Below are 20,735 nucleotides of genomic sequence, written 5' to 3'. Positions count from 1 at the left end.
CTGGCCCCGGGCGAAGACCCAAAGGTTGTAGCCAGCCAAACCACCGTCCCGATGGGCTCGCCCCGAGCTCATGAATTGTGTATTCAGGTTTAACGGAACGCCGATGCTGATCGCGGGTAACTGCCTACCACCCACGCGCCTTAAGAAGCGGCGCCGCAGGCGACGCGTCTCGAAGGACGCTCCAGGACGCACCCCCGGCGCCATCTGGAACGTCCTTCGAGACCCCGCGTCGCGGGCTCTTCAGGACGAGGTCGTTGAGGGCGGTGCGGCCGCCTTCCGGGCCTGGTTTCGACGAGACGGCGGCGTCACGCCGCGGCGGAAAAGTCGAAGTGGGGATAGCGCAAGGCCGCGGACGCTCCGATGAGGATGATCGTTTCTCCCTGCTCCTTCACCCGGATGCGGCATCGCGACAGTCTGAGCTTCGAGGCCAGCGCGACAACCTTGGGCCAGGCCGCTCTTGCATTGTACAGCGGCACGGCGCGCTCTGAATGAATGACGTCTTCCCCCTTCAACACTTCGAAATCGTACAGCTTCACGGACAAATCCTCCTCTCCCGGGACGCGCCCTCGCAGCGCCTTCCGGGTGTCTCGTTCATTTTTTTGGCGGGAATATTCAGGCGGCTGTAATTTAAACATATCGACTACACACGCCTGCACACGACAGCCGGGCGAACCACGACGTGTCCGCTTCTGCGATAGGTCTACATCAATCGGCGGATCGCCCATATACGGTACTTTACGTAGTGCAGCGCACAAACGCTTATTTGAGTAGTCAAGTTTACATACGGTGACGAACAGTATAGCCTTGTCGGAAAACAAGAACGGCGCCGGCCGCGCGCGCTGCGCAGACGAAACGCGAGTCCGAGAAGCGGACGGGGCGGCTTGAAAACGATCCGCGGCGGCGCGACATTCCTTGACGCCAACTCCGGCCCGGGAGGCCTTCATGCCCAACAAGCTCGACCAGCTCCGCGCGATGACCACCGTGGTCGCCGACACCGGCGACATGGAGTCGATCCGCCAGTTTCGCCCGACCGACTCGACCACCAACCCCTCGCTGATCCTCAAGGCGTCCGAACTGCCCGCCTATGCGCGGTTCGTCGAGGAGGCGATCGACTGGGGGCGCAAGACGCGCGCCCCCGTCGGCGACGTCACCGACCGCATCGCCATCAATTTCGGCGCTGAGCTGACCACCATCGTTCCCGGGCGCGTCTCGACCGAAGTCGACGCCGATCTCTCGTTCGACACCAAGGCGATGATCGCCAAGGCGCGGAAGATCATCGTGCTCTACAAGGAGCGCGGGGTCGGTCACGACCGTATCCTGATCAAGCTCGCCTCGACCTGGGAAGGGATCGAGGCCGCGCGCGTTTTGCAGGGCGAGGGGATCGACTGCAACATGACGCTGATGTTCTCGGTCGCCCAGGCGGCTGCGGCCGCGGACGCCGGCGCCTTCCTCGTTTCGCCCTTCGTCGGCCGCATCTTCGACTGGCACGTCAAGGCGGGGGAGGGACCGTTCAGCGGTGAGACGGATCCCGGCGTGAAGTCCGTCCGCGCGATCTACACTTATTACAAGACTTACGGGTACAAGACGGTCGTGATGGGCGCCTCGTTCCGCAACATCGGCGAGATCGAGGCGCTCGCCGGCTGCGACCGCCTGACCATCTCGCCGCAGCTCCTCGAAGCGCTTTCGAAGGACCAGGGAACGCTGACCCGCCATCTCGACCCCGCGAAGCTCGGCCCGGCGCCGGCGAAGCTTTCGCTGGACGAGAAGGCCTTCCGCTGGATGCTGAACGAGGACGCGATGGCGACGGAGAAGCTCTCCGAGGGCATCCGCCTGTTCGCCCACGACCTGCGCGCGCTGCAAAGCACGGTCCAGCAGCGCCTCGCCGCGGCGGCGTGAGGAGAATTCCCTCTCTCCACCTTCGGAGAGAGGGCTCGCGCAACGGCAGCGCCGACCTCGGTCGCTCGGCGCTGCCCCCTCACCCGTCGCTTCGCGGCGCCTTCTCCCGCGAGCGGGAAGAAGACGTGAACGGTGGTTTCCAAAAACTTGCTCCCGAGGCGGGCGAACGATGGACGTTGCCTATCTTTCGGCGATTTCCGCGCTGGCCGGTTCGTTCATCGGCGGCCTCACGACCGGGGCGTCGACCTGGCTCAGCCAGCGCACCCAGGCGCGGGCGTCGCAGATCGCCCACGAGGTCTCCCGCCGCGAGGACCTGATCCGCGACTTCATCATCGCGGCGTCCAAGACCTACGGCGACGCGCTCGTCAACAGCGAGCCGCAGATGCAAGAGCTCGTCGATCTCTACGCCATGGTCAGCCGCCTGCGCGTGCTGGCGATGCCCGAAAGCGTCGCCGCCGCCGACCGCCTCCTGCGTGCGATCATCGATACGTATTTCCAACCGAACCGCACGGTCCGGGACCTGCATGACCTGATGAAGAACGGCGCCGGCGTCGATCCGCTGGCCGAATTCAGCGAGGCCGCGCGGAAGGAGCTGAGCGCGCTCGCGGCGTTCTTTTAGCCGACATGCGGAGTCGGCCGAGCCTCGCCAGGGTTCGTCGCAGGCGCAATCTGGAGCTTGAGGCAGGGGGCGGGGCGTGCGGCCGTCGGGCCGCCGCGAAGCCAAGGAGCTAGAGGCCATGACGACCGCAGCCGTCAACGACGCTTCCCCGACGCTCACGCCGCGTCGAGACAGCAGAGCGCTCCTCGATGCGCTGAGGCACATCGTTGGCGAAGGTCACGTGCTGACGAGCCCGGCCAGCACGCGCCGCTACCGCACGGGCTTTCGTTTCGGCCACGGGCCGGCGCTCGCCGTCGTCCGCCCCGGATCGCTCGTCGAGCAGTGGAAGGCGCTCAACGCCTGCGCCGCGGCGAACGCCATCATCATTATGCAGGCGGCCAACACCGGGCTGACCGGCGGCTCGACCCCGGACGGTGACGACTACGACCGCGACATCGTGATCGTCAGCACGCTGCGGATCGCGAAACTGCGGCTGATCGATCACGGCCGCCAGGTCATCTGCTTCCCGGGCGCGACGCTGTTCCAGCTCGAGCGGGCGCTGAAGCCGTTGGGTCGCGAGCCGCATTCGGTGATCGGCTCGTCCTGCATCGGCGCCTCGGTGTTCGGCGGGATCGCCAACAATTCCGGCGGCGCGCTCATCCACCGCGGGCCGGCCTATACCCAGCTCGCGCTGTTTGCGCGGATCGACGAGGCCGGCAAGGTCGAGCTGGTCAACCACCTCGGCGTGCGGCTCGGCGACGATCCGCTGACGATCCTCGGCCGGCTAGACCGCGGCGAATTCGCCGACACGGATGTCGAGCACGACCCCAGCCGCGCGGCTTCCGACCACGAATACGCGCATCACGTGCGCGACATCGACGCGGACACGCCCGGCCGCTTCAACGCCGATCCCCGCCGGCTGTTCGAGGCCTCCGGCAGCGCCGGCAAAGCGATGATCTTCGCCGTCCGCCTCGACACGTTTCCGGCTGAGACGAGGACCGCGACCTTCTACATCGGGACGAACGACTCCGCGGAATTGACAAAGATCCGCCGCCACATTCTGGCGCGCTTCTCCGATCCGCCGGTGCAGGGCGAATATATGCACCGCGTCGCCTTCGACATCGCCGAGAAATACGGGAAGGACACGTTTCTTGCGATCCGGATTCTCGGCACGCGCTGGCTCCCGGCTCTGTTCTCGATCAAGGGTCGCCTCGACGCCGTCGCGTCGCGGTTCTCCTTCCTGCCGCGCGATCTCACCGACCGGATCATGCAGTCGGCGAGCGAACTCTTTCCGCGACACCTGCCGCAGCGCATGCGGGAGTTCCGGGACAAGTACGAGCACCACCTCATCCTCAAGATGGCGGGCGGGGCGATCGGCGAGGCGCGCGACTACCTGAAGTCGATCTTCCCGTCGGCGAGCGGCGACGTCTTCGAATGCACGGCCGAGGAGAGCGACAAGGCGTTTCTGCATCGCTTCGCCGCGGCCGGCGCAGCGATCCGCTACCGCGCCGTCCATCACCGCGAGGTCGAGGACATTGTCGCGCTCGACGTGGCGCTGAGGCGCAACGATCCGAACTGGTTCGAGACCCTGCCCGACGACGTTTCGGCGCCGATCCTCCACAAGCTTTACTACGGCCACTTCTTCTGCCACGTGTTCCACCAGGATTACATCGTGCGCAAGGGCCAGAACACGCTCGACCTCGAACATCGCATGTGGGCGCTGCTCGACGCGCGCGGCGCCCAATATCCCGCCGAGCACAATGTCGGCCACCTGTACGAGGCCAAGCCTGCGCTCGTCGAACACTACGCGAGGCTCGACCCCTGCAACTGCTTCAATCCCGGCATCGGGAAGACGTCGAAGTCCAAGCTCTGGAGACAGGCTGACGCGGCGGCGCCGCAGGCGCGCGCCTGCGAGTGATCGCCAGGACGAACGGCGCCGATCCCGCCACGCCCGCTGTTCGCCGCCCTCAGGCCAGCCGCCACGAGTTCCCGATGGCGCGGGAGCCTTGGCCATGCGGGCTTCGCCGCGCCCGGGCGTCCGGGGGGCGATAGGCCATCCGGCAATGGCCGGCGCAATAGGAACGCCCCTCCGCCGGCTTAAGCCCGCAATAGGCGAAGTCTCCGCTTCTCGGATCGCCGAGCGGCCATCGGCAGACGACTTCGCAGATGGACTCGAACCGCACCCGTCGCATCTCCCCCACCTCGGCCCCGGCGAAGGACCATGCCGGCCTTGTTTCCGGTTCCTGAGGGGGGGCGGGTTCCCGTGCGCCCGGCGGGGGAAGGGGAGCAGCCCGCGACGGTGCCGGATGAGCGGCCGCGCCATTCCGGCCGGACGAGGGAGCGCGCCCGCCGCCGTTCAGCCTGATGCCGATCCGGTTCGCCTTGCCGATCACGGCGTTGCGGGACTCCGCGCCGAGCGCCGCGGCGATGCCGCTCGCGCTCATGCCTTCGAGCGCCAGCCTCTTGAGACTTTCGATAGCCTCGTCCGTCCACAGCATGCGCATGACCCCTATGGCTTCGCGGCCCTGGCGGCCGCTGCCGAGTTCCGACATCTGCTATTCTTCGCGTCGGCCATCGCTCGGACGAGAACAGTCGAACGTAGCGTCTATTCAGCAAAAATTAGCAATCACACCAGTAGGTTGCTCGAAATCGGCCACGAAGCAATCCGCCATTTCGAACTGTCCGCTTGAGGCGCCTTATACGGTATGTTTGCGGCGCGGCGCGAATACGGGTAGTCAGCATTCCGTACCGGTGGGAGACCGTCATGCCCCGCGGGAGTTCGGAACACGCAAGGACCGCGAAAACGCCGCCGTACACCTCGTACCGGACGTTCAAGACGTTCATCGAGGATCTTCGCGAACAGGGGGTTCCCTCGCGCATCGACCGCAGCGTCCTGACGCGATTTTCCGGCGTCGTCGGAACGCAGCTCACGCACGCCCTCCGCTTTCTTCAGCTGATCGACGACCAGGGACGACCTACCGAGCGTCTCAAAGAGCTGGTGCACGCCGAGGTGGCGGGCCGCTGGCCGGAGACCCTCCTCGCGCTCATGCGGCAGGAATACGCCCCGATCTTCGCGATCGACCTCGAAACCGCGACGCCCTCCCATTTCAACGAGGCGTTCCGGAAGGCTTTTCCGGCGGCGGACGCGGTCGTCCAGAAGTGCGTGACGTTCTTTCTCTACGCCGCCAACGACGCGGGGGTGAAGATCAGCGGTCGGGTGCTGAAAGGCCGCAAGCCCCGGGCCCTGACGCCCCGCCGAACGCGCCCGGCGGCGCCGCCGCCCACGAGGGCGTTGGAAGCCGCGCCGTCGCAGCCGCAATCCGATCGGATGGGTAGAGAGTGCAAAAAACCTTCGGAAATACTTCTCGTACACCTCGATCCTAAGCAGATGGATGAGGAGCAGCAGGCCGCGGTCTGGACCTTGATGAGGTACTTTAGGGCGAGAGATTTGTGAGGTCGCCGAGAGGTCCCGCCTGGGACTCTGACTGATCTCGTCAGAACGACGACGCGATTCCTAGAACGCCTTCTCCAAACCAAAGGTCACCCCTTGAAAGAGCGCGCTCGAGCGATGGTTGACGCCAAGCGCGCTCGCGCTGACCGGGGTCGATGGGGACGATGGGGGGCGACGTTGTGGTTTCCCGGATCTGTCCGGGCGCCAAAGCTCCGGCAGCCCCATCCGTTTCGAATTCTTCTGACGTTGACAGACCCCAAGACCTGCTTAAAAATAAGGCGATACGCTTGTGAGAATCGTCACAGCGTATTCTTCGTGATTGTGGTACCTCGACCTTGTATAAATTTTGAGAGCCGATCTGGATGGCGTTTCGCAGCAGGAGGAAATTATGGAGTTCTTGAAAGAATTTCGCTTTACATCCGTTTCGGGCCACATCGAACCGAAGCCTGGGAGCAATTTGCTCGGACCCCTGGCAGTTCTCAAGGGTACCTGGAAGGGTCACGGATTCAACCAGATCTGGCGCCCGTTTCAGGGTGGCCCGGCGGGACAAGATCGCTTCCTGGAGTTGAATGAGACCAACGAAACGCTCCAGTTCACCGAGATCCCAGGCGACATTCCCAACCGAGGACTTCTTCAGCCCGACATCAATCTGAATGGCCTGACCTATCTTCAACAAGTCCAGGACGCCAACGTCCTCGGTTCCAACGGCGAACCGGCCGGCATCCACGTCGAGCCAGGCATCTGGGTTCATGTGCCGGCGACGACGAATCCGCAAGATCCGACAACGGTGGCCCGCCTCGCCAACATCCCTCACGGAACCTCGCTGGTCGCGCAAGGAACCGCGTTGCCTCCCATCAGCACCGCCCCGACCATTGCCGCCGTGAGCATCACGCCCTTCACCATCGCGCCGCCGCACAAACCGGTTCCGTTTCCCGAAACCAATCTGGCGATCCTGACGCCCTTCCGCACGGACCCGGAAGACATTCCTCGGGTTACCCAGGCGATGGTCGACGACCCCAATACCGTGTTGAGGTTGGGACTGCAGGGGAAGAACGTGATTTCGACGGTGACGTTGCGTATCTCGACTCAACCCCTGAACCCGCCCTCGTCGGGCGGGGGCACCTCCAATATCGCCTTCTTGGCGGGAGCAGCAGGCGGACCCAACGCGTTGACGGCGCAGATGGAGGCAATCTTCTGGCTTGAGACGCTCGAGGAGCCCGATGGACGCATCCTTCATCAGCTTCAGTATAGCCAGACCGTACTCCTCAATTTTAACAATCTGAGCTGGCCGCACGTTTCCGTCGCAACGCTCATCAAGCAACCGGTGTAGGTCGTCGTAACCAGAGCCGACAGGCAGAGCATCAGCTGCCAGATGCGCCCCCAGAGATCTCTCCTGAGACATGTCTTTGGATGATCAAGGGGGGGCGCAACGCCCGGACGTGCCATAAGCCGACCCCTTTGAGGCATCGACGAAAGAGAGGTCTAGCCTCTTCATGGAACGATCGGCTCCACGTAGGGCAGCGTCAGTCCCAGCGCCCAAAGCATGATCAGCACTATGGGGGCGAGAATGATCAGCTGCAGGATCGAATAGCCGGCGAGATCGCGCGCCTTGACGCCGGTGAGCCCCAAAAGCGGCAGCATCCAGAAGGGATTGATGAAGTTCGGCAGCGCCTCGGCGGCGTTGTAGACCAGAACCATCCAGCCGAGATTGACCTTGAGCTGGTTCGCGGCCTCGAGGACGTAAGGCGCCTCGACGATCCACTTCCCGCCGCCGGACGGCAAGAACAGCCCCAGGACCGCCGAATAGACGCCGATCACGAACGGCAGGGTCTCATGGGTCGAGATTGAAACGAAGAATTTGGCCAGCACGTCGGTCAGGCCCGAACCGACGAGGACGCCGAAAATCCCGGCATAAAGCGGAAACTGCAGCAGCACGCCGCTGGTCATCGGAACCGCCCGGCCCGCCGCGCGCAGATACGACCGGGGCGTCCAGTGCAGCAGCATTCCGGCGATCAGAAAGGCGAAATTGTAGTTGTTGAGATCGACCGCCGCCAGCAGACCCTTCTCCTGATAGAGACTGGTGAGATAGAGGGCGCCGAGAACGACGATCACCAGGGTCAGAATCGGGCTGAACTCCAGCCGCTCCCCGGGCGTCTTGGGCTTTTCCAGCACGACCGCTTCTTCCGGATAGGAAAGGCCGGCCATCTCGAGGGTTTTCGCCCGAGCGGCGTCGGGTGAGGAGGCGTAAGCCACCCACACGCTGAGCGCCATCAGCACGACGATCATCGTGAGGTTCTGCCACATGAACAGGGTCTGGGTCAGCGGGATGACGCCGCTGATCTTGAAGAGCGCCGGCGGGATCGACCCCTTGGTGCACATCAACAGGGCCGCGGAGGACGAAAGCCCCAGCGCCCACACGCTGCCCAGGCCCAGATAGGCCGCCGTGCCGACGGCGCGATAGTCCACGCCCTTGATCCGCTTGCTGACCTCCCGGCTCAAAATGCCGGCGAAGATCAGGCTGAAGCCCCAGCTGAGCAGCGACGAGGCGATGGCGACGAACGCAACATAGGCGACAGCCCCTCTCGGGGTTTTGGGCACGCGCGCCAGAGCCACCACGAGGCGTTTGACCGGAGGCGCGACCGCTAGAATATAGCCGCCGATGACGACGAAGCTCATCTGCATGGTGAACGGGATCAGGCTCCAGAAGGACTTGCCGAAATCCGTTCCGACCTGCATCGGGGTGCGCCCCATGAAGAGGGCGGCGACGCAAACGACGACCACTGCGATCGCGGCGAAGATGTAGGCGTCCGGAAACCACCGCTCGCTCCAGTCGGCGAGGCTCGCCCCGATCCGCGCCAGCGGCCCGACGCGTTCGGACCTCGCGTCCCCACTCTGCCCAGCGGTCATGACGGCGTCCCTTCGCAACTCTTGCGATCAAAGCCGGGTTTCCGCCGCGCGGCGCTTCGGGTCAACGCGGCGGATCGCCTCGGGGGCCGTGATCTGCGCCGGATCCCTCGCCTTGACGCCCGGCCCGAGCCGTTCCACCATCCGCCCCATGAAATCCGGTCCGCGCAAATTCGAGCTGACGGCGGACATCTTGCTCCGGGCCTATTCGATCGGCGTCTTCCCGATGGCCGAGAGCCGGAACGCCACGGAGCTGTTCTGGGTCGAGCCGCATGAGCGGGGGGTGTTTCCGCTCGACGGCTTGGTCGTGTCGAAAAGCCTCGCCAAAACGGTCCGTTCCGATCGTTTCCGCGTGGTCGCCGACCGCGATTTTCCCGCGGTCATGCGGGCATGCGCCGAACGCGCCGACACTTGGATCAACGACGAGATTTTGCGGCTCTATTGCAGCCTGCACGCGTCGGGCCACGCCCATTCGGTCGAGGTCTACGCCGACGACGCGCTGGTCGGCGGGCTCTACGGCGTGAGCCTGCGCAGCGTCTTCTTCGGCGAGAGTATGTTCCACCGCGTCCGCGACGCCTCAAAGGCAGCGCTCGTTCATCTTGTCGCGCGGCTCAGGGCGGGCGGGTACCGGTTGCTCGATACCCAGTTCCTCACCGAGCATCTGGCCAGCCTCGGCGCCATCGGGGTGTCGCGTGAAGAATTCAGGATAATGCTCGCCGAATCGTTGAGAACATCGGCCGATTTCGGCGCCGTTCCGGCCGGCCTGCCGCTCAGGGGCGGCGAGGCTCTGGCGCTCGCCCTCGGCACGGAAGTTGCGAAGCGGACAAGAGACGGCGGGTCCTCCGTCGCATGAGGAACAGGTAGAGGCATGGCGGGGGTTCAGGCGTTCGACGAGATGGGGCGTACAGGCGAGCGGACCCGCGCCCTCTACGGCAAGGTGGCGCACTGGCTCAAGGAGACGCCGCCGGAGCTCCTGGCGTCGCGCCGCGCCCAGGCCGAGTACATGTTCCGCCGGATCGGCATCACCTTCGGCGTCTACGGCGACAAGGACGCGGCCGAGCGGCTCATCCCGTTCGACATCGTGCCGCGCCTGATCTCGCGGGCGGAATGGCGCAAGCTCGAGGCGGGCCTCACCCAGCGCGTCAGGGCGCTGAACCTGTTCCTCACGGACGTGTACGGCGACCGGAAAATTCTGAAGGAGTCGATCATTCCGGCCGAGCTCATCCTGCGCAATCCCTTCTATCGGCCGGAAATGATCGGGCGGCGCGCCCCGCACGACATCTGGGTTCACATCGCCGGAATCGACATCGTTCGTGTAGACGACGAAGAGTTCTATGTCCTGGAGGACAACGCCCGCACCCCGTCCGGGGTCTCCTACATGCTGGAGAACCGCGAAGTGACGATGCGGCTCTTGCCGGACCTGTTCGCGCGCCACAAGGTCGCGCCGGTGGACGACTATCCGGACGAGCTGCTCGCCTGCCTCCGCTCGGTCGCCCCGCGGCACGACCGGGGCGAGGCGACGATCGTGATCCTGACGCCGGGCCTGTACAATTCGGCCTATTACGAGCACTCCTTCCTCGCCGACAAGCTCGGGGTCGAACTGGTCGAGGGCCGCGACCTGTTTGTCGAGGACGACCAGGTTTTCATGCGCACGACGCTGGGACCGCGTCGGGTCGACGTCATCTACCGCCGCGTCGACGACGAGTTCCTCGATCCCATGGTGTTCAATCCGGAGTCGGTGCTCGGGGTCCCCGGGCTGATCGGCGCCTACTTAGCGGGCAATGTGACCATTGCGAATGCAATCGGCACCGGGGTCGCCGACGACAAGGCGATCTACAGCTACGTCCCCGACCTGATCCGCTTCTACCTGTCCGAAGAACCCCTCCTGAAGAACGTGCCGACCACCCGCTGCCGCGAGCCCGACGGGCTGAAATACGTGCTCGAACGGCTCGACGAGCTCGTAGTCAAGGAGGTCAACGGCTCGGGCGGCTACGGGATGCTGGTCGGCCCGCACGCCTCGGCCGCCCAGCGCGAGCAGTTCGCCGCCAAGATCAAGGCGGACCCGGCGAACTACATCGCCCAGCCGACGCTGGCGCTGTCGACCTGCCCCTCCTCGTTCGAAGCCGGGGTCGCGCCGCGCCACGTCGACCTCCGGCCCTTCATTCTTTCGGGCGCGGACGCGGTGCGCATCGTCCCCGGCGGCCTCACCCGCGTCGCGCTGAAGGAGGGCTCGCTCGTGGTCAATTCGAGCCAGGGCGGCGGCACCAAGGACACCTGGGTCGTCGATGACTTCGAGGACGAGGCCTGACGCCATGCTCGCCCGCACTGCCGACAACCTGTTCTGGCTCGCCCGCTCGATGGAGCGCGCCGACTACATCGCCCGCACCATCGAGGCGACCCTGAGGCTCGAATATCTTCCCAAGACCGAGGGAGAGAAGACCGGCGAGTGGGAGGGCGCCCTCAACGCCGCCGGCGCCTACGACAGCTACATCGCCGAGCACGGCGAACTCGACGAGGAAGGCGCGGTCGAATACCTCACCTTCGACCGCACCAACCCGTCGTCGATCTGCAACTGCCTGGAGAACGCCCGCACGGCGGGACGGGCGGTGCGCACGGCGCTCACCGCCGAGACATGGACCGCGATCAACGACGCCTGGCTCGAGCTCAAGCGCTTCGAGGCGAGCCATCGCTTCTCGCGGCCGATGGACCGCGTCGCGCTGACCCGCTTCCTCGACTACGTCAAGAAGGCCTCGCTCGACTTCGACGGCTCCTGCTACCGCACAATGCTGCGCAACGACGCCTACTGGTTCAACAGGCTCGGCGTCTTCATCGAGCGCGCCGACAACACCGCGCGCCTGCTCGACGTCAAATATCACCTGCTCCTGCCCTCGACCGAGTCGGTCGGCGGCTCGCTCGACTATTTCCAGTGGGTGGCGGTCCTGCGCGCGGTGTCGGCGGCGACCGCCTACCATTGGGTCTATCGCGACCGGGTGAAGCCGTGGCTGATCGCCGATCTCCTGATCCTGAAGCGCGCGATGCCGCGCTCGCTGATTTCCTGCTATGAGACCATCGATCGCTCGCTCGACAGCTTGGCGCGCGACGACGGCCGCAGCGGAATCGCGCAGCGTCAGGCGCGGGCGATGCACGCCAAACTGGAGCGCGCGAGCATGACCCAGATCTTTCAGGGCGGCCTGCACGAGTTCATCACGGCGTTCATCGAGGACAACGCGCGCCTGTCGAGCACGATCTCCGAGCAGTACCTCTTCACCTGAGCGGGGGACATCATGCGGATCCGGATTTCGCACGAGATAACCCATCGCTTCGAGCCGCCTGCGCGGATGCTGATCCAGAACCTGCGGCTGACGCCGCACGGCTTCGACAGCCAGTACGTGCTGAGCTGGCGGATCGAGCTCGACATGGACAGCGCGCTCAAGCAGTCGGAGGACGCGCACGGCAACCTTGTCACCACGTTCTCGCATCATGGCGCGCCGGTCGAGCGGCTGGCGGTGAGGGCCGCCGGCGAGATCGAGACGAGCGACTCCGCGGGCGTCGTGCGCGGGACGGTCGAGCGGATGCCGGCCGAGATGTACCTGCGCGAGAGTCCGCTCGCGCATATCAACGGCGCGCTGCGCGCCTTCACCATCGATTCGACCGCGGGCGCAGAGGATCCGCTCGACGCCATGCACCGGCTGATGAGCGAGGTGCACCGGGTCATGTCGTTCGACCCGTACCAGACCGACGATCCGGACTCGGCTGCGGAGGCTTTTGCGCTGAGACGCGGGCGGGCGCGCGACTTCGCCCATATCTTCATCGCCTGCGCGCGCTTTCGCGACGTGCCCGCGCGCTTCGTCAACGGCTATCGTGCGGCGGAGGAGGCAGGCGGCGAAGCGGGCGCGCATTGCTGGGCGGAGGCGCATGTGCCGACGCTCGGCTGGGTCGCCTTCGACCCGACGACGTGCATCTGCGCCGATACGCATTACGTCCGCGTGGCGGTCGGCTTCGACGCCCGCGACGGCAGCTTCTTCCGGGCGGCGAACGGGATGGGGGGAGACGCCGTCGAGAGCGTGATCCGGGTCGATCAGGCGGGGTACCAGACCCAGGCGTGACCGCGGAGAGACGCATGGCGGAGCCGGCGAAGCCAATCGGGCGCGCCGTACTCGGAATCGACGCCGCCTGGACGAAGACCGAGCCGAGCGGGGTCTCGCTCGCCGTCGAGGCGGAGGGCGGGTGGCGGCTGGTCGCGGTCGAGGCGTCTTACGAGCATTTTCTGGCGCGGGGGCGGGGCGCCGCTCCAGGCGACGGGCGCCCGAAAGGCTCGCATCCGGACGCCGGCGCGCTCATCGGAGCGTCGCGCCTTCTCTGTCGGCGGGCGCCCGAATGCGTGGCTATCGACATGCCGGTCGGGCCCAATCCAATCGTCGGTCGTCGGTTTTGCGACGACGAGATCTCCAGGCGCTACGGCGCCCGGAAAGCGTCCGTGCATTCGCCGAGCGCCGCGCGGCCAGGGCCGATCAGCGACACGCTGCGGGCAGGCTTCGAAGCGCTCGGTCTTCCCGTCCGCGTTGCGCCGCCCGCGAACGGGCTGATCGAGGTCTATCCCCACGCGGCGCTGATCGAGTTCATGCACGAGGCCGAGCGGCTCCCGTACAAGGCGGCCAAGACCCTAACCTACTGGCCGGACCTTCCCATCGCCGAGCGCCATCGCAAACTCCGGGCGGTCTGGTCGCGCATCGTCGAGGCGCTCGACCGCCGCATCGCCGGCGCCGGGGCGGCGCTGCCCGTTCCGGCGCCTGACGTGCGCGGCTGGCCGCTGAAGGCGTTCGAGGACAAACTCGACGCCGTCGTCTGCGCCGCCGTCGCCATCACCGCGCTGAACGGACAGGCGCTCCCTCACGGCGACGCCGAAGGCGCGATCTGGGTCCCGGCCGGCGCTCTCACGGCTGAGGACGAACTGCGGTCACGGTGAGCGCCTATAGACGCGGTCGCTAGTCGCTGACCGCACCAGCCGCGATCAGCGATCGCGGCTACAATCGGCCGCCACGACCCAAGCGTAACGAGGCGAATCCGACTCACCGTATGCTCAAGAGCGGCAACATTTTCTCCGGCGTCGAGCCGCATCTGGCGGAGGAGGAGGTCTCCGTGCTCGCCGAACGGCCGGGCGCGATCGTCGAGCGGATCGTCTCGACCGGGCAGGCGAGCCCGCCTGGCTTCTGGTACGACCAGGACTGGGCCGAGTGGGTGCTGGTGCTGGCGGGCGAGGCGGGGATCAGAATCGAGGGCGAGCCGGCGCCGCGCGCCCTGCGCGCGGGCGATTACCTGGAGCTACCCGCTCGCGTGCGGCACCGCGTCGAATGGACGCGCGCCGATCCGCCGACCGTCTGGGTCGCGGTCCACTGGAAAAGCTCCGCGCGGGAGACGTCGTAATCCTGCAGAGGCCTCCCCTCGAGCGGCAATCGGACCCACTGGAGCCGGAGCGTCAGGCGAACAGAGCGCATACGCCGCCGCCAGACACGTCCCGGCGTCACGCTCCGAACGCGCGGGCGGCCAATCCGATCATGGTCACGAATGCGGCGAGCGAGGCGAGTTCGGCGACGTCGCGCAGGGTGAGGAGAGCGGCTTCACGCATCTGGGACCTCCCTCGGTCTCGTTGATCACGTAAAGATCATGCTATGTTCTTTTTTTGTTCGAGTCAAGCCGATCGAATCCGACTCTCGAGATTGTTCCCCAGGATTGCGAGGATAAGTTCCGGGGCGCTCGCCTTAAAGATCCGCTATGACGAACGAATTCCAGTGGCGATGGGGATTTCCGCCGGCGGGCCGGCCGCGGCGTCCTGCTGGGGCCGGAATTGGGTTGGGGGCGAACCGATGCGAGGCGGGCGTTGAGCGAAGCGGGTCAGAAGTCGGGTTTCCGCGCGCTGGCCGCCGGCGCGGCCGCGATGGCGTGGATGCCGTTCGCCTTTGCGCAATCGACCAAAGTCTTGCCGGACCTCACGACGAGCGGCGAGGGCTTCGATCCCGTCACCGTCGCCGGCCTTCCCGCCGAGGCGAGGGCTGCGTTTGCCTCGGCCGCGGCGCGCCTGCGCAGCGGCGAATTGGCCGGCTTCATTTTCGTCGCCTCGCCCGACGGCGCGACATGGACGCTGAACGTCGCGCCTCGGGACATGAAGGACTACAACCCGTCCGACAGCGGCCGTCAGGCGCTGGAAATCTGCGAGTATCGGGCTGGCCGGCCCTGCAAGGTCCTGTCCGTCGACGGTTACGAGGCGCGCACCGTTTCGGGCGCGCCGCCGGAGCCCCAGGCGATGCTGACCAACCGGCCGAGCGACTTCGACGCCACCGCGCTCCCCTTCGCGCCCGCCTCGAAGCGCAGCGGCGCCGCGGCCTATCTGGCCGCCAAGGGTCCCCGCGCCTTCGCCGTGACGACCAGCGGCCTGTGGCTGTGGCGCGGGGGGCAGACGGTCCGGGAGGCCATCGACAAGACCATGGTCGACTGCGCCGAGGCGTTCAAGCCGGCGGCCTGCATCCTCTATGCGGTGGGCAGCCGGGTAGTGTTCGGGGCGGAGTAGGGCGCGCGCCTCGCGCCCCGCGAAAGCGGGGAGAGGCATAGCCTTGAGAGACGGACGTCTTGCGACGCCTTAGGGGTGAGCGCTGCGCCAGCCTGGAATCGCTGGCGTGGCCCCTCATCCGGCCGCGCCTTCTCCCCCGTGAACTTAAGGCATTCACACCTCTTTTGGCGGGCGCGGGGCCACTCAAGCGGCGATTGGCGTCCCCGCCCCCCTTGTGGGGGCGGGACAGGGTGGGGGGTCACGCTGACCTCGCATTTGCGGGTGGAAGGGCGCCAAACTCTCAAAGTTCGGCGCGACCCCCCTCCTCGATCCTCCCTCACAAGGGGGGGGAGGAAGCCGCGATGCGACCGTCGAACATGGGATCGGCCGGTCTCCGCAGATGTGTGAATCCCATGGCCGTGAACGGGGCGCAGGGCCGCCCGTGCACTATCGCTTCGCTGCCTGGTCGAGCACCGGATAATAGCGGAAAATCCCCGCCTCGCTGAACGGCAGCCGCCGCTCGGACGCGAGATAGCGGGCGATGTTGGGGCGCTTCGCGACGGCCGCGGCGAGCGCGGCGAGCTTCGGATAGCGCTTTTCGGCGTCAGCGAAGGCGCGCGGGATGGCGTAGGCCATCCCGGCCCAGAGCTGAAAAAGCGACAGGTCCACCGTCGTCAGGCTTTCGCCGACCGCGTGCGCGGGGCCGGCGGGATTGGACGCCAGCGCATGCTCGAAATAGCCGAAATACTTCGGGACGCGATGGTCGAGGAAGGCCTTGGTGCGCGCCTTCGCCTCCGTCTTCTGGTCCTCGTAATAGAGTTCGGTCGAGATCGGATGGTGGGCGTCGTGGACCTCGGCGACGAAATCGGTGATCGTGAGCTGCAGCCCGTGGGCGTAGAGGCGAAGGGCCTCGTCCTTCGGCGCGAGGCCGAGCTTTGGCGCGAGATAGGCGAGAATGTTGGCGACGTGCGAGACGAGAATGTCGCCGTCGCGCAGGAAAGGCGGCGCGAAGGGCGCAAACGGTCTTTCGCCCATCAGCGTCGTCATCGCCTGCACGCCGCGACCGGCCCCGTGTCCTCGCGCGACGTCGACGTAATCCGCGCCCGCCTCCTCGAGCGCGAGCCGGACAAATTCGCCGCGTCCCTGGATGCCAGGCCAGTAGTAGAGCTCGTAGGTCATTTTACCTCTCCATCGTCTGGTCCCCTGGTCTCCCCTCCATCCGGCCGCGCCTTTGGCGCGTCCGCCTTCTCTCCGTTTGGCGGGTTACGCTTGCGGCCTCATCCGGTCGGCGGCCTTGACGAAGCGGCGGGCGTGATCGAGCAATTCGCCGTCGGTCGGATGGCCCGCGCTCTCGATCGCCTCGACGTGGGTCCGGATCGCCGGATGCTTTCCCGCCAGATACTTGGCGAATTCGTCCTTATCCTGCGCCGGGCCCTCGATCAAAATGGCGCCCGCGTCGGCGATCGCTTCCGCGACGCGCTCAAAGAAGGGGCGGTCGTCGGGGACGCGATGGCCGGTCCGTTTCTCGCCGTGGCTGACGTCGCGCACCGAGTGGTCCGGCCGGATGACCGTCTTGTCCGCCTCCTCGACGCTGAAGTGGAAGATCCGCGCCTCTTTATGATCGATCCAGACGACGGCGTGGTAGTGGCCGGGCATGGCGGGCTCCCTCCTGCTGGGGTTCACTCATCCTAGCTCCCGGCGCTGGCCTTGTCCCGGCCGTCCTTTACGAGCGAGCGCCGCGTTCGATGGCCCTATCGTCCCTCCGGCGGCTGCGTTAAGACGCGCTCATGCGCAACGCCACGAAATCCGACGGCGCTGAGGCCCCCGTCGCGCCGGAGAAAGTCGCCGTCTACGACATCGGCGAGGACGAGGCCGGGATGCGGCTCGACCGCTGGTTCCGCCGACGCTTTCCCGACCTGCCGCAGTCGCACCTGAACAAGATCGTCCGCAAAGGCGAAGTGCGGGTGTCGGGCAAGCGCGCCGACGTTTCGACCCGCCTCGAGCGCGGCCAGACGGTTCGCGTGCCGCCGCTGCGCCTGCCGGCTCCGCCCGCATCGGGAGAAAAACGCGTCAACCCGGAGGACGCCGAGGCGATCCGGGCGATGACGCTCTACGAGGACAAGGACGTCATCGTGCTCAACAAGCCCTATGGGCTCGCCGTGCAGGGCGGTTCGGGCACCAAGCGCCACATCGACGGAATGCTCGAGTCGCTCGCGGACAACGACGGGACGCGGCCGGTGCTGGTCCACCGTCTCGACCGCGACACATCGGGGGTGCTGCTGCTCGCCAAATCGCGCAAGATGGCGGCCGACCTCGGCGAGATCTTTCGCTCGCGCCAGGCGAAGAAGATCTATTGGGCCCTCGTCGAGGGCGTGCCGAAGCCGGTGCAGGGGCGCATCTCGATGTTCCTCGCCAAGGGCGAAGGCATGGGCGACGACCGGGGGGCGAAGGGAGCGGGCAGGGCGGACCTCGAACGGATGCGGGTGGCGAAGCACGGCGACCCGGAGGCCCAGCATTCGCTGACCCTCTACGCCGTCGTCGACAAGGTCACTCCGCGGCTCGCCTGGCTGTCGATGCGGCCGATCACCGGCCGCACCCATCAGCTGCGCGCCCATTGGGAGGCGATCGGCCATCCGATCGTCGGCGACCCGAAATACAACCGCAAAGCCGCCAACGACCCGGCCCGCAACGATCCGCTACGCGCCGTCCCCCCCGGGATCGAACCGAAGCTGCACCTACTCGCCCGCCGGCTGATCTTGCCCCACCCGCGCGGCGGCGTCATCGACGTGACGGCGCCCCTGCCGGAGCACATGAAGAAGAGTTTCGACATGTTCGGCTTCGAGCCCCCGGCGCACGACCCAATCGAGGACGCGCCCGATGCGTGACGACAGGATTGGCGATCCGATGCGCGCGGCCCAGGCGAACATGCGGCCGTCCCCGGTCAGGCGCTTTTACAAGGCGGTCGACGTCAGCGAGGCGGACGGCCGGCACGCGCTGACGCTCGACGGGCGACCCGCGCGCACGCCAGGCAAGAACCGGCTCGCGGCGAGAAGCCGCGCAGTCATGGAGAAGGCGGCGGCGGAATGGGCGCGGCAGGGCGAGACGCTCGACCCGTCGGACATGCCGGTCACGCGGCTCGTCAATTCCGCCCTCGACGGCGTGGCGAAGACGATGGACGAGACTCGGGCGGAGATCGTCCGCTACGCCGGCTCGGACCTCCTCTGCTACCGCGCCGAAGGTCCCGAAGAGCTCGCCGAGCGCCAGCGGCGAGCCTTCGATCCCGTGCTGGACTGGGCGTTCGACCAGCTCGGCCAGCGCTTCGTTCTCGCCGCAGGGGTCATGCATGGCGGCCAGCCGCCCGAACTCATCGCCGCCTTCGCCGCTGCGGTCGAGCGGTTCGACGATCCGGTTGCGCTCGCGGCGCTGAGCGTCGTCACGACGCTGACCGGCTCGACGGTGCTGGCGCTCGCCGTGGCGCACGGGTTCCTCAAGCCGGAAGACGCCTGGCGCCTCGCCCATCTCGACGAAGACTTCCAGATCGAGCGCTGGGGCGCTGACGACGAGGCGATGGCGCGGCGCGCGGCGCGCTGGCGCGAGATGGAGGCGGCGGCGATGGTGCTGGCGGCGACGCGGACCGTTTGAGCCTGCGACGCCGTGACGCGGGAGACTTCCCGAGCGCGACGTCACGCTCTGATAAGGTCCCGCAAACTGTGCTAGCCCAGCGATGCGCAGAGGTCGTGGCCGCCCCGGCCGGGGTGGCTGGGCGGCGGGACGCGCGCCCGCGAGGACGGTAAGGGAGAAACGACAATGCAAACGATGCGTGTAGCCGCAGCAGCGGCGCTTGCGGCGATAGTCGGGGGCGGGGGAATGCTGGCGACGACAGCGCCCGCGGGCGCGGCGGTCGTCTATTGCAAGACGGTCGGCTATCCGAAGGGCTGCGTGGCGCGGCCCGTCGTCCACCAGCCGGTCGTCTATTGCAAGCGGGTCGGCTATCCGAAGGGCTGCGTCGTCCGCTGAGACGCCGCGCGGCCGCCGCTAAAACGGCGGCCGTTTGCCGCGCCCCTGTCATGCGAACGTCTCAGGCCGGCCCCGTTCCGGCGCCGCCCGCGACGTGCTATTCCCGCCGTCGACAAAAGGTTTCGGAGCCAAGAGAACCCGTGAAAAACATCCTCGCCAAACTCGACGCCCGTCGCGCAAGCGCCCGCCTCGGCGGCGGCGAACAGCGCATCGTGTCGCAGCACGCGAAGGGCAAGCTCACGGCGCGAGAGCGCATCGAACTCCTGCTCGACCACGATTCGTTCGAGGAGTTCGACATGTTCGTCCAGCATCGCTGCGACGACTTCGGCATGGAGGCGACCAAGATCCCCGGCGACGGCGTGGTGACCGGCTGGGGCACGGTCAACGGTCGCACCGTCTACGTTTTCGCCAAGGATTTTACCGTCTTCGGCGGATCTCTCAGCGAGACGCATGCGCAGAAGATCACCAAGATCCAGGACATGGCGGTGAAGAACCGCGCGCCGATCATCGGCCTCTTCGACGCTGGCGGCGCCCGCATCCAGGAAGGCGTGGCGGCGCTCGGCGGCTACGGCGATGTGTTCCAGCGCAACGTGCTCGCCTCCGGCGTCATCCCGCAGATCTCGCTGATCATGGGCCCCTGCGCCGGCGGCGACGTCTATTCGCCGGCGATGACCGACTTCATCTTCATGGTGCGCGACACGAGCTACATGTTCGTCACCGGCCCGGACGTGGTGAAGACGGTGACCAACGAGACTGTGACCGCCGAGGAGCTCGGCGGCGCGCAGGTCCACACCACCCGCTCCTCGATCGCCGACCGCGCCTACGATAACGACGTCGAGGCGCTGTTGCAGATGCGCCGGCTGATCGACTTCTTGCCGGCCTCCAATCTCGAGCAGCCGCCGAAGCTGCCGAGCTTCGACAGTCCCGATCGCATGGACCTGTCGCTCGACACGCTGGTGCCGGACAACCCGAACAAGCCCTACGACATCAAGGAGCTGATTTTGAAGATCGCCGACGAGGGCGACTTCTTCGAGATCCAGGAGCAGCACGCCAAGAACATCGTGACCGGCTTCGTTCGGATCGAGGGGACCACGGTCGGCATCGTCGCCAACCAGCCGCTGGCGCTTGCAGGCGTGCTCGATTCGGACGCCTCGCGGAAGGGGGCGCGCTTCGTCCGCTTCTGCGACTGCTTCAACATTCCGATCGTCACCTTCGTCGATGTGCCGGGCTTCTTGCCCGGGACGGCGCAGGAATACGGCGGGCTGATCAAGCACGGCGCCAAGCTTTTGTTCGCCTTCGCGGAGGCGACGGTGCCGAAAGTCACC

The 20,735-nt window shown here is 66.6% G+C and carries 22 protein-coding genes; 16 read left to right on the top strand and 6 right to left on the bottom strand.

From position 1 onward, the window contains the following. Positions 1–305: 305 nt before the first annotated feature. Positions 306–536 (bottom strand): hypothetical protein, encoded by a 231-nt coding sequence (locus ACLP25_RS17675; RefSeq protein WP_442470482.1) that lies wholly within the window; start codon positions 534–536, stop codon positions 306–308. Positions 537–942: 406 nt separating this feature from the next. Between ACLP25_RS17675 and tal the strand changes: the two genes are divergently transcribed. The 3 genes from tal (at position 943) to dld (ending at position 4,412) form a co-directional block, all read left to right on the top strand. Next, positions 943–1,896, top strand: coding sequence for a transaldolase (gene tal / locus ACLP25_RS17670; RefSeq protein ID WP_442470481.1), 954 nt, complete (start codon positions 943–945; stop codon positions 1,894–1,896). Between the two features lie 169 nt (positions 1,897–2,065). Then, positions 2,066–2,515, top strand: coding sequence for a hypothetical protein (locus tag ACLP25_RS17665; protein ID WP_442470480.1), 450 nt, complete (start codon positions 2,066–2,068; stop codon positions 2,513–2,515). Between the two features lie 118 nt (positions 2,516–2,633). Next, positions 2,634–4,412 carry a D-lactate dehydrogenase gene (dld, locus tag ACLP25_RS17660; RefSeq protein WP_442470479.1) on the top strand — a complete coding sequence of 593 codons (1,779 nt, stop codon included), beginning with the start codon at positions 2,634–2,636 and terminating at the stop codon, positions 4,410–4,412. A 49-nt stretch (positions 4,413–4,461) separates the two neighbouring features. Here the strand turns inward: dld and ACLP25_RS17655 are convergent, their stop codons facing one another. Then, positions 4,462–5,046 carry a GcrA family cell cycle regulator gene (locus tag ACLP25_RS17655; protein ID WP_442470478.1) on the bottom strand — a complete coding sequence of 195 codons (585 nt, stop codon included), beginning with the start codon at positions 5,044–5,046 and terminating at the stop codon, positions 4,462–4,464. 212 nt (positions 5,047–5,258) lie between these two features. Between ACLP25_RS17655 and ACLP25_RS17650 the strand changes: the two genes are divergently transcribed. Together ACLP25_RS17650 and ACLP25_RS17645 are read left to right on the top strand one after the other, a co-directional pair. Further along, positions 5,259–5,948, top strand: coding sequence for a DUF5343 domain-containing protein (locus ACLP25_RS17650; protein ID WP_442470477.1), 690 nt, complete (start codon positions 5,259–5,261; stop codon positions 5,946–5,948). Positions 5,949–6,333: 385 nt separating this feature from the next. Beyond that, positions 6,334–7,275: a heme-binding protein gene (locus ACLP25_RS17645; protein WP_442470476.1), complete on the top strand. Its 942-nt coding sequence runs from the start codon at positions 6,334–6,336 to the stop codon at positions 7,273–7,275. A 161-nt stretch (positions 7,276–7,436) separates the two neighbouring features. Here the strand turns inward: ACLP25_RS17645 and ACLP25_RS17640 are convergent, their stop codons facing one another. Together ACLP25_RS17640 and ACLP25_RS17635 are read right to left on the bottom strand one after the other, a co-directional pair. Then, positions 7,437–8,852 carry a short-chain fatty acid transporter gene (locus ACLP25_RS17640; protein ID WP_442470475.1) on the bottom strand — a complete coding sequence of 472 codons (1,416 nt, stop codon included), beginning with the start codon at positions 8,850–8,852 and terminating at the stop codon, positions 7,437–7,439. A gap of 27 nt (positions 8,853–8,879) precedes the next feature. Beyond that, the gene (locus ACLP25_RS17635) at positions 8,880–9,041 is read right to left on the bottom strand and encodes a hypothetical protein (RefSeq protein WP_442470483.1); all 162 of its coding nucleotides are present in this window, start codon (positions 9,039–9,041) and stop codon (positions 8,880–8,882) included. Here ACLP25_RS17635 and aat point away from each other — a divergent pair. From aat to ACLP25_RS17600, 7 genes are all read left to right on the top strand, one after another. Further along, positions 9,001–9,702: a leucyl/phenylalanyl-tRNA--protein transferase gene (gene aat, locus ACLP25_RS17630; protein ID WP_442470474.1), complete on the top strand. Its 702-nt coding sequence runs from the start codon at positions 9,001–9,003 to the stop codon at positions 9,700–9,702. The two genes, ACLP25_RS17635 and aat, sit on opposite strands and share 41 nt — an antisense overlap. Positions 9,703–9,717: 15 nt before the next feature. Further along, the gene (locus ACLP25_RS17625; RefSeq protein ID WP_442470473.1) at positions 9,718–11,157 is read left to right on the top strand and encodes a circularly permuted type 2 ATP-grasp protein; all 1,440 of its coding nucleotides are present in this window, start codon (positions 9,718–9,720) and stop codon (positions 11,155–11,157) included. A gap of 4 nt (positions 11,158–11,161) precedes the next feature. Then, a complete protein-coding gene (locus ACLP25_RS17620) occupies positions 11,162–12,121 on the top strand; it encodes an alpha-E domain-containing protein (RefSeq protein ID WP_442470472.1) in 960 nt (319 codons plus the stop codon). A 12-nt stretch (positions 12,122–12,133) separates the two neighbouring features. Beyond that, positions 12,134–12,955, top strand: a complete 822-nt coding sequence (locus tag ACLP25_RS17615; RefSeq protein ID WP_442470471.1) for a transglutaminase family protein — start codon at positions 12,134–12,136, stop codon at positions 12,953–12,955. Between the two features lie 14 nt (positions 12,956–12,969). After that, the gene (locus ACLP25_RS17610; protein WP_442470470.1) at positions 12,970–13,815 is read left to right on the top strand and encodes a DUF429 domain-containing protein; all 846 of its coding nucleotides are present in this window, start codon (positions 12,970–12,972) and stop codon (positions 13,813–13,815) included. A gap of 110 nt (positions 13,816–13,925) precedes the next feature. Next, positions 13,926–14,273 (top strand): cupin domain-containing protein, encoded by a 348-nt coding sequence (locus ACLP25_RS17605; protein ID WP_442470469.1) that lies wholly within the window; start codon positions 13,926–13,928, stop codon positions 14,271–14,273. Positions 14,274–14,727: 454 nt separating this feature from the next. After that, a complete protein-coding gene (locus ACLP25_RS17600; protein WP_442470468.1) occupies positions 14,728–15,414 on the top strand; it encodes a hypothetical protein in 687 nt (228 codons plus the stop codon). 426 nt (positions 15,415–15,840) lie between these two features. On the opposite strand, the gene ACLP25_RS17595 is transcribed toward ACLP25_RS17600, so the two are convergent. Both ACLP25_RS17595 and ACLP25_RS17590 read right to left on the bottom strand, forming a co-directional pair. Further along, on the bottom strand, positions 15,841–16,572 hold the full coding sequence (locus tag ACLP25_RS17595; RefSeq protein ID WP_442470467.1) for a glutathione S-transferase: 732 nt from the start codon (positions 16,570–16,572) through the stop codon (positions 15,841–15,843). A gap of 84 nt (positions 16,573–16,656) precedes the next feature. Continuing rightward, positions 16,657–17,049 carry a translational machinery protein gene (locus ACLP25_RS17590; RefSeq protein ID WP_442470466.1) on the bottom strand — a complete coding sequence of 131 codons (393 nt, stop codon included), beginning with the start codon at positions 17,047–17,049 and terminating at the stop codon, positions 16,657–16,659. A gap of 131 nt (positions 17,050–17,180) precedes the next feature. On the opposite strand from ACLP25_RS17590, the gene ACLP25_RS17585 reads away from it, so the two are divergent. The 4 genes from ACLP25_RS17585 to ACLP25_RS17570 form a co-directional block, all read left to right on the top strand. Continuing rightward, positions 17,181–18,278 (top strand): RluA family pseudouridine synthase, encoded by a 1,098-nt coding sequence (locus tag ACLP25_RS17585; RefSeq protein ID WP_442470465.1) that lies wholly within the window; start codon positions 17,181–17,183, stop codon positions 18,276–18,278. Further along, positions 18,271–19,035: an ATP12 family chaperone protein gene (locus ACLP25_RS17580; protein WP_442470464.1), complete on the top strand. Its 765-nt coding sequence runs from the start codon at positions 18,271–18,273 to the stop codon at positions 19,033–19,035. Before ACLP25_RS17585 ends, ACLP25_RS17580 begins: the two co-directional genes overlap by 8 nt. 165 nt (positions 19,036–19,200) lie before the next feature. Then, positions 19,201–19,410, top strand: a complete 210-nt coding sequence (locus tag ACLP25_RS17575; protein WP_442470463.1) for a hypothetical protein — start codon at positions 19,201–19,203, stop codon at positions 19,408–19,410. A 140-nt stretch (positions 19,411–19,550) separates the two neighbouring features. Next, positions 19,551–20,735: acyl-CoA carboxylase subunit beta (locus ACLP25_RS17570; protein ID WP_442470462.1), on the top strand; the 1,185-nt coding region annotated here is incomplete at its 3' end.

This window comes from Roseiarcus sp., from assembly GCF_052145395.1.
In the GTDB taxonomy this organism is placed as follows: domain Bacteria; phylum Pseudomonadota; class Alphaproteobacteria; order Rhizobiales; family Beijerinckiaceae; genus Roseiarcus.
This window is presented reverse-complemented; position numbering and strand designations above follow the sequence as displayed.

Bases quoted from the DNA above. Each gene is read 5' to 3' on its own strand.
- dld (WP_442470479.1), top strand. From the start codon at position 2,634: ATGACGACCGCAGCCGTCAACGACGCTTCCCCGACGCTCACGCCGCGT.
- ACLP25_RS17585 (WP_442470465.1), top strand. From the start codon at position 17,181: ATGCGCAACGCCACGAAATCCGACGGCGCTGAGGCCCCCGTCGCGCCG.
- ACLP25_RS17575 (WP_442470463.1), top strand. From the start codon at position 19,201: ATGCAAACGATGCGTGTAGCCGCAGCAGCGGCGCTTGCGGCGATAGTC.
- ACLP25_RS17580 (WP_442470464.1), top strand. From the start codon at position 18,271: ATGCGTGACGACAGGATTGGCGATCCGATGCGCGCGGCCCAGGCGAAC.
- ACLP25_RS17620 (WP_442470472.1), top strand. From the start codon at position 11,162: ATGCTCGCCCGCACTGCCGACAACCTGTTCTGGCTCGCCCGCTCGATG.
- ACLP25_RS17655 (WP_442470478.1), bottom strand. From the start codon at position 5,046: ATGTCGGAACTCGGCAGCGGCCGCCAGGGCCGCGAAGCCATAGGGGTC.
- ACLP25_RS17590 (WP_442470466.1), bottom strand. From the start codon at position 17,049: ATGCCCGGCCACTACCACGCCGTCGTCTGGATCGATCATAAAGAGGCG.
- ACLP25_RS17645 (WP_442470476.1), top strand. From the start codon at position 6,334: ATGGAGTTCTTGAAAGAATTTCGCTTTACATCCGTTTCGGGCCACATC.
- ACLP25_RS17625 (WP_442470473.1), top strand. From the start codon at position 9,718: ATGGCGGGGGTTCAGGCGTTCGACGAGATGGGGCGTACAGGCGAGCGG.
- ACLP25_RS17635 (WP_442470483.1), bottom strand. From the start codon at position 9,041: ATGTCCGCCGTCAGCTCGAATTTGCGCGGACCGGATTTCATGGGGCGG.
- ACLP25_RS17595 (WP_442470467.1), bottom strand. From the start codon at position 16,572: ATGACCTACGAGCTCTACTACTGGCCTGGCATCCAGGGACGCGGCGAA.
- ACLP25_RS17665 (WP_442470480.1), top strand. From the start codon at position 2,066: ATGGACGTTGCCTATCTTTCGGCGATTTCCGCGCTGGCCGGTTCGTTC.
- ACLP25_RS17640 (WP_442470475.1), bottom strand. From the start codon at position 8,852: ATGACCGCTGGGCAGAGTGGGGACGCGAGGTCCGAACGCGTCGGGCCG.
- tal (WP_442470481.1), top strand. From the start codon at position 943: ATGCCCAACAAGCTCGACCAGCTCCGCGCGATGACCACCGTGGTCGCC.
- ACLP25_RS17615 (WP_442470471.1), top strand. From the start codon at position 12,134: ATGCGGATCCGGATTTCGCACGAGATAACCCATCGCTTCGAGCCGCCT.
- ACLP25_RS17650 (WP_442470477.1), top strand. From the start codon at position 5,259: ATGCCCCGCGGGAGTTCGGAACACGCAAGGACCGCGAAAACGCCGCCG.
- ACLP25_RS17605 (WP_442470469.1), top strand. From the start codon at position 13,926: ATGCTCAAGAGCGGCAACATTTTCTCCGGCGTCGAGCCGCATCTGGCG.
- aat (WP_442470474.1), top strand. From the start codon at position 9,001: ATGAAATCCGGTCCGCGCAAATTCGAGCTGACGGCGGACATCTTGCTC.
- ACLP25_RS17610 (WP_442470470.1), top strand. From the start codon at position 12,970: ATGGCGGAGCCGGCGAAGCCAATCGGGCGCGCCGTACTCGGAATCGAC.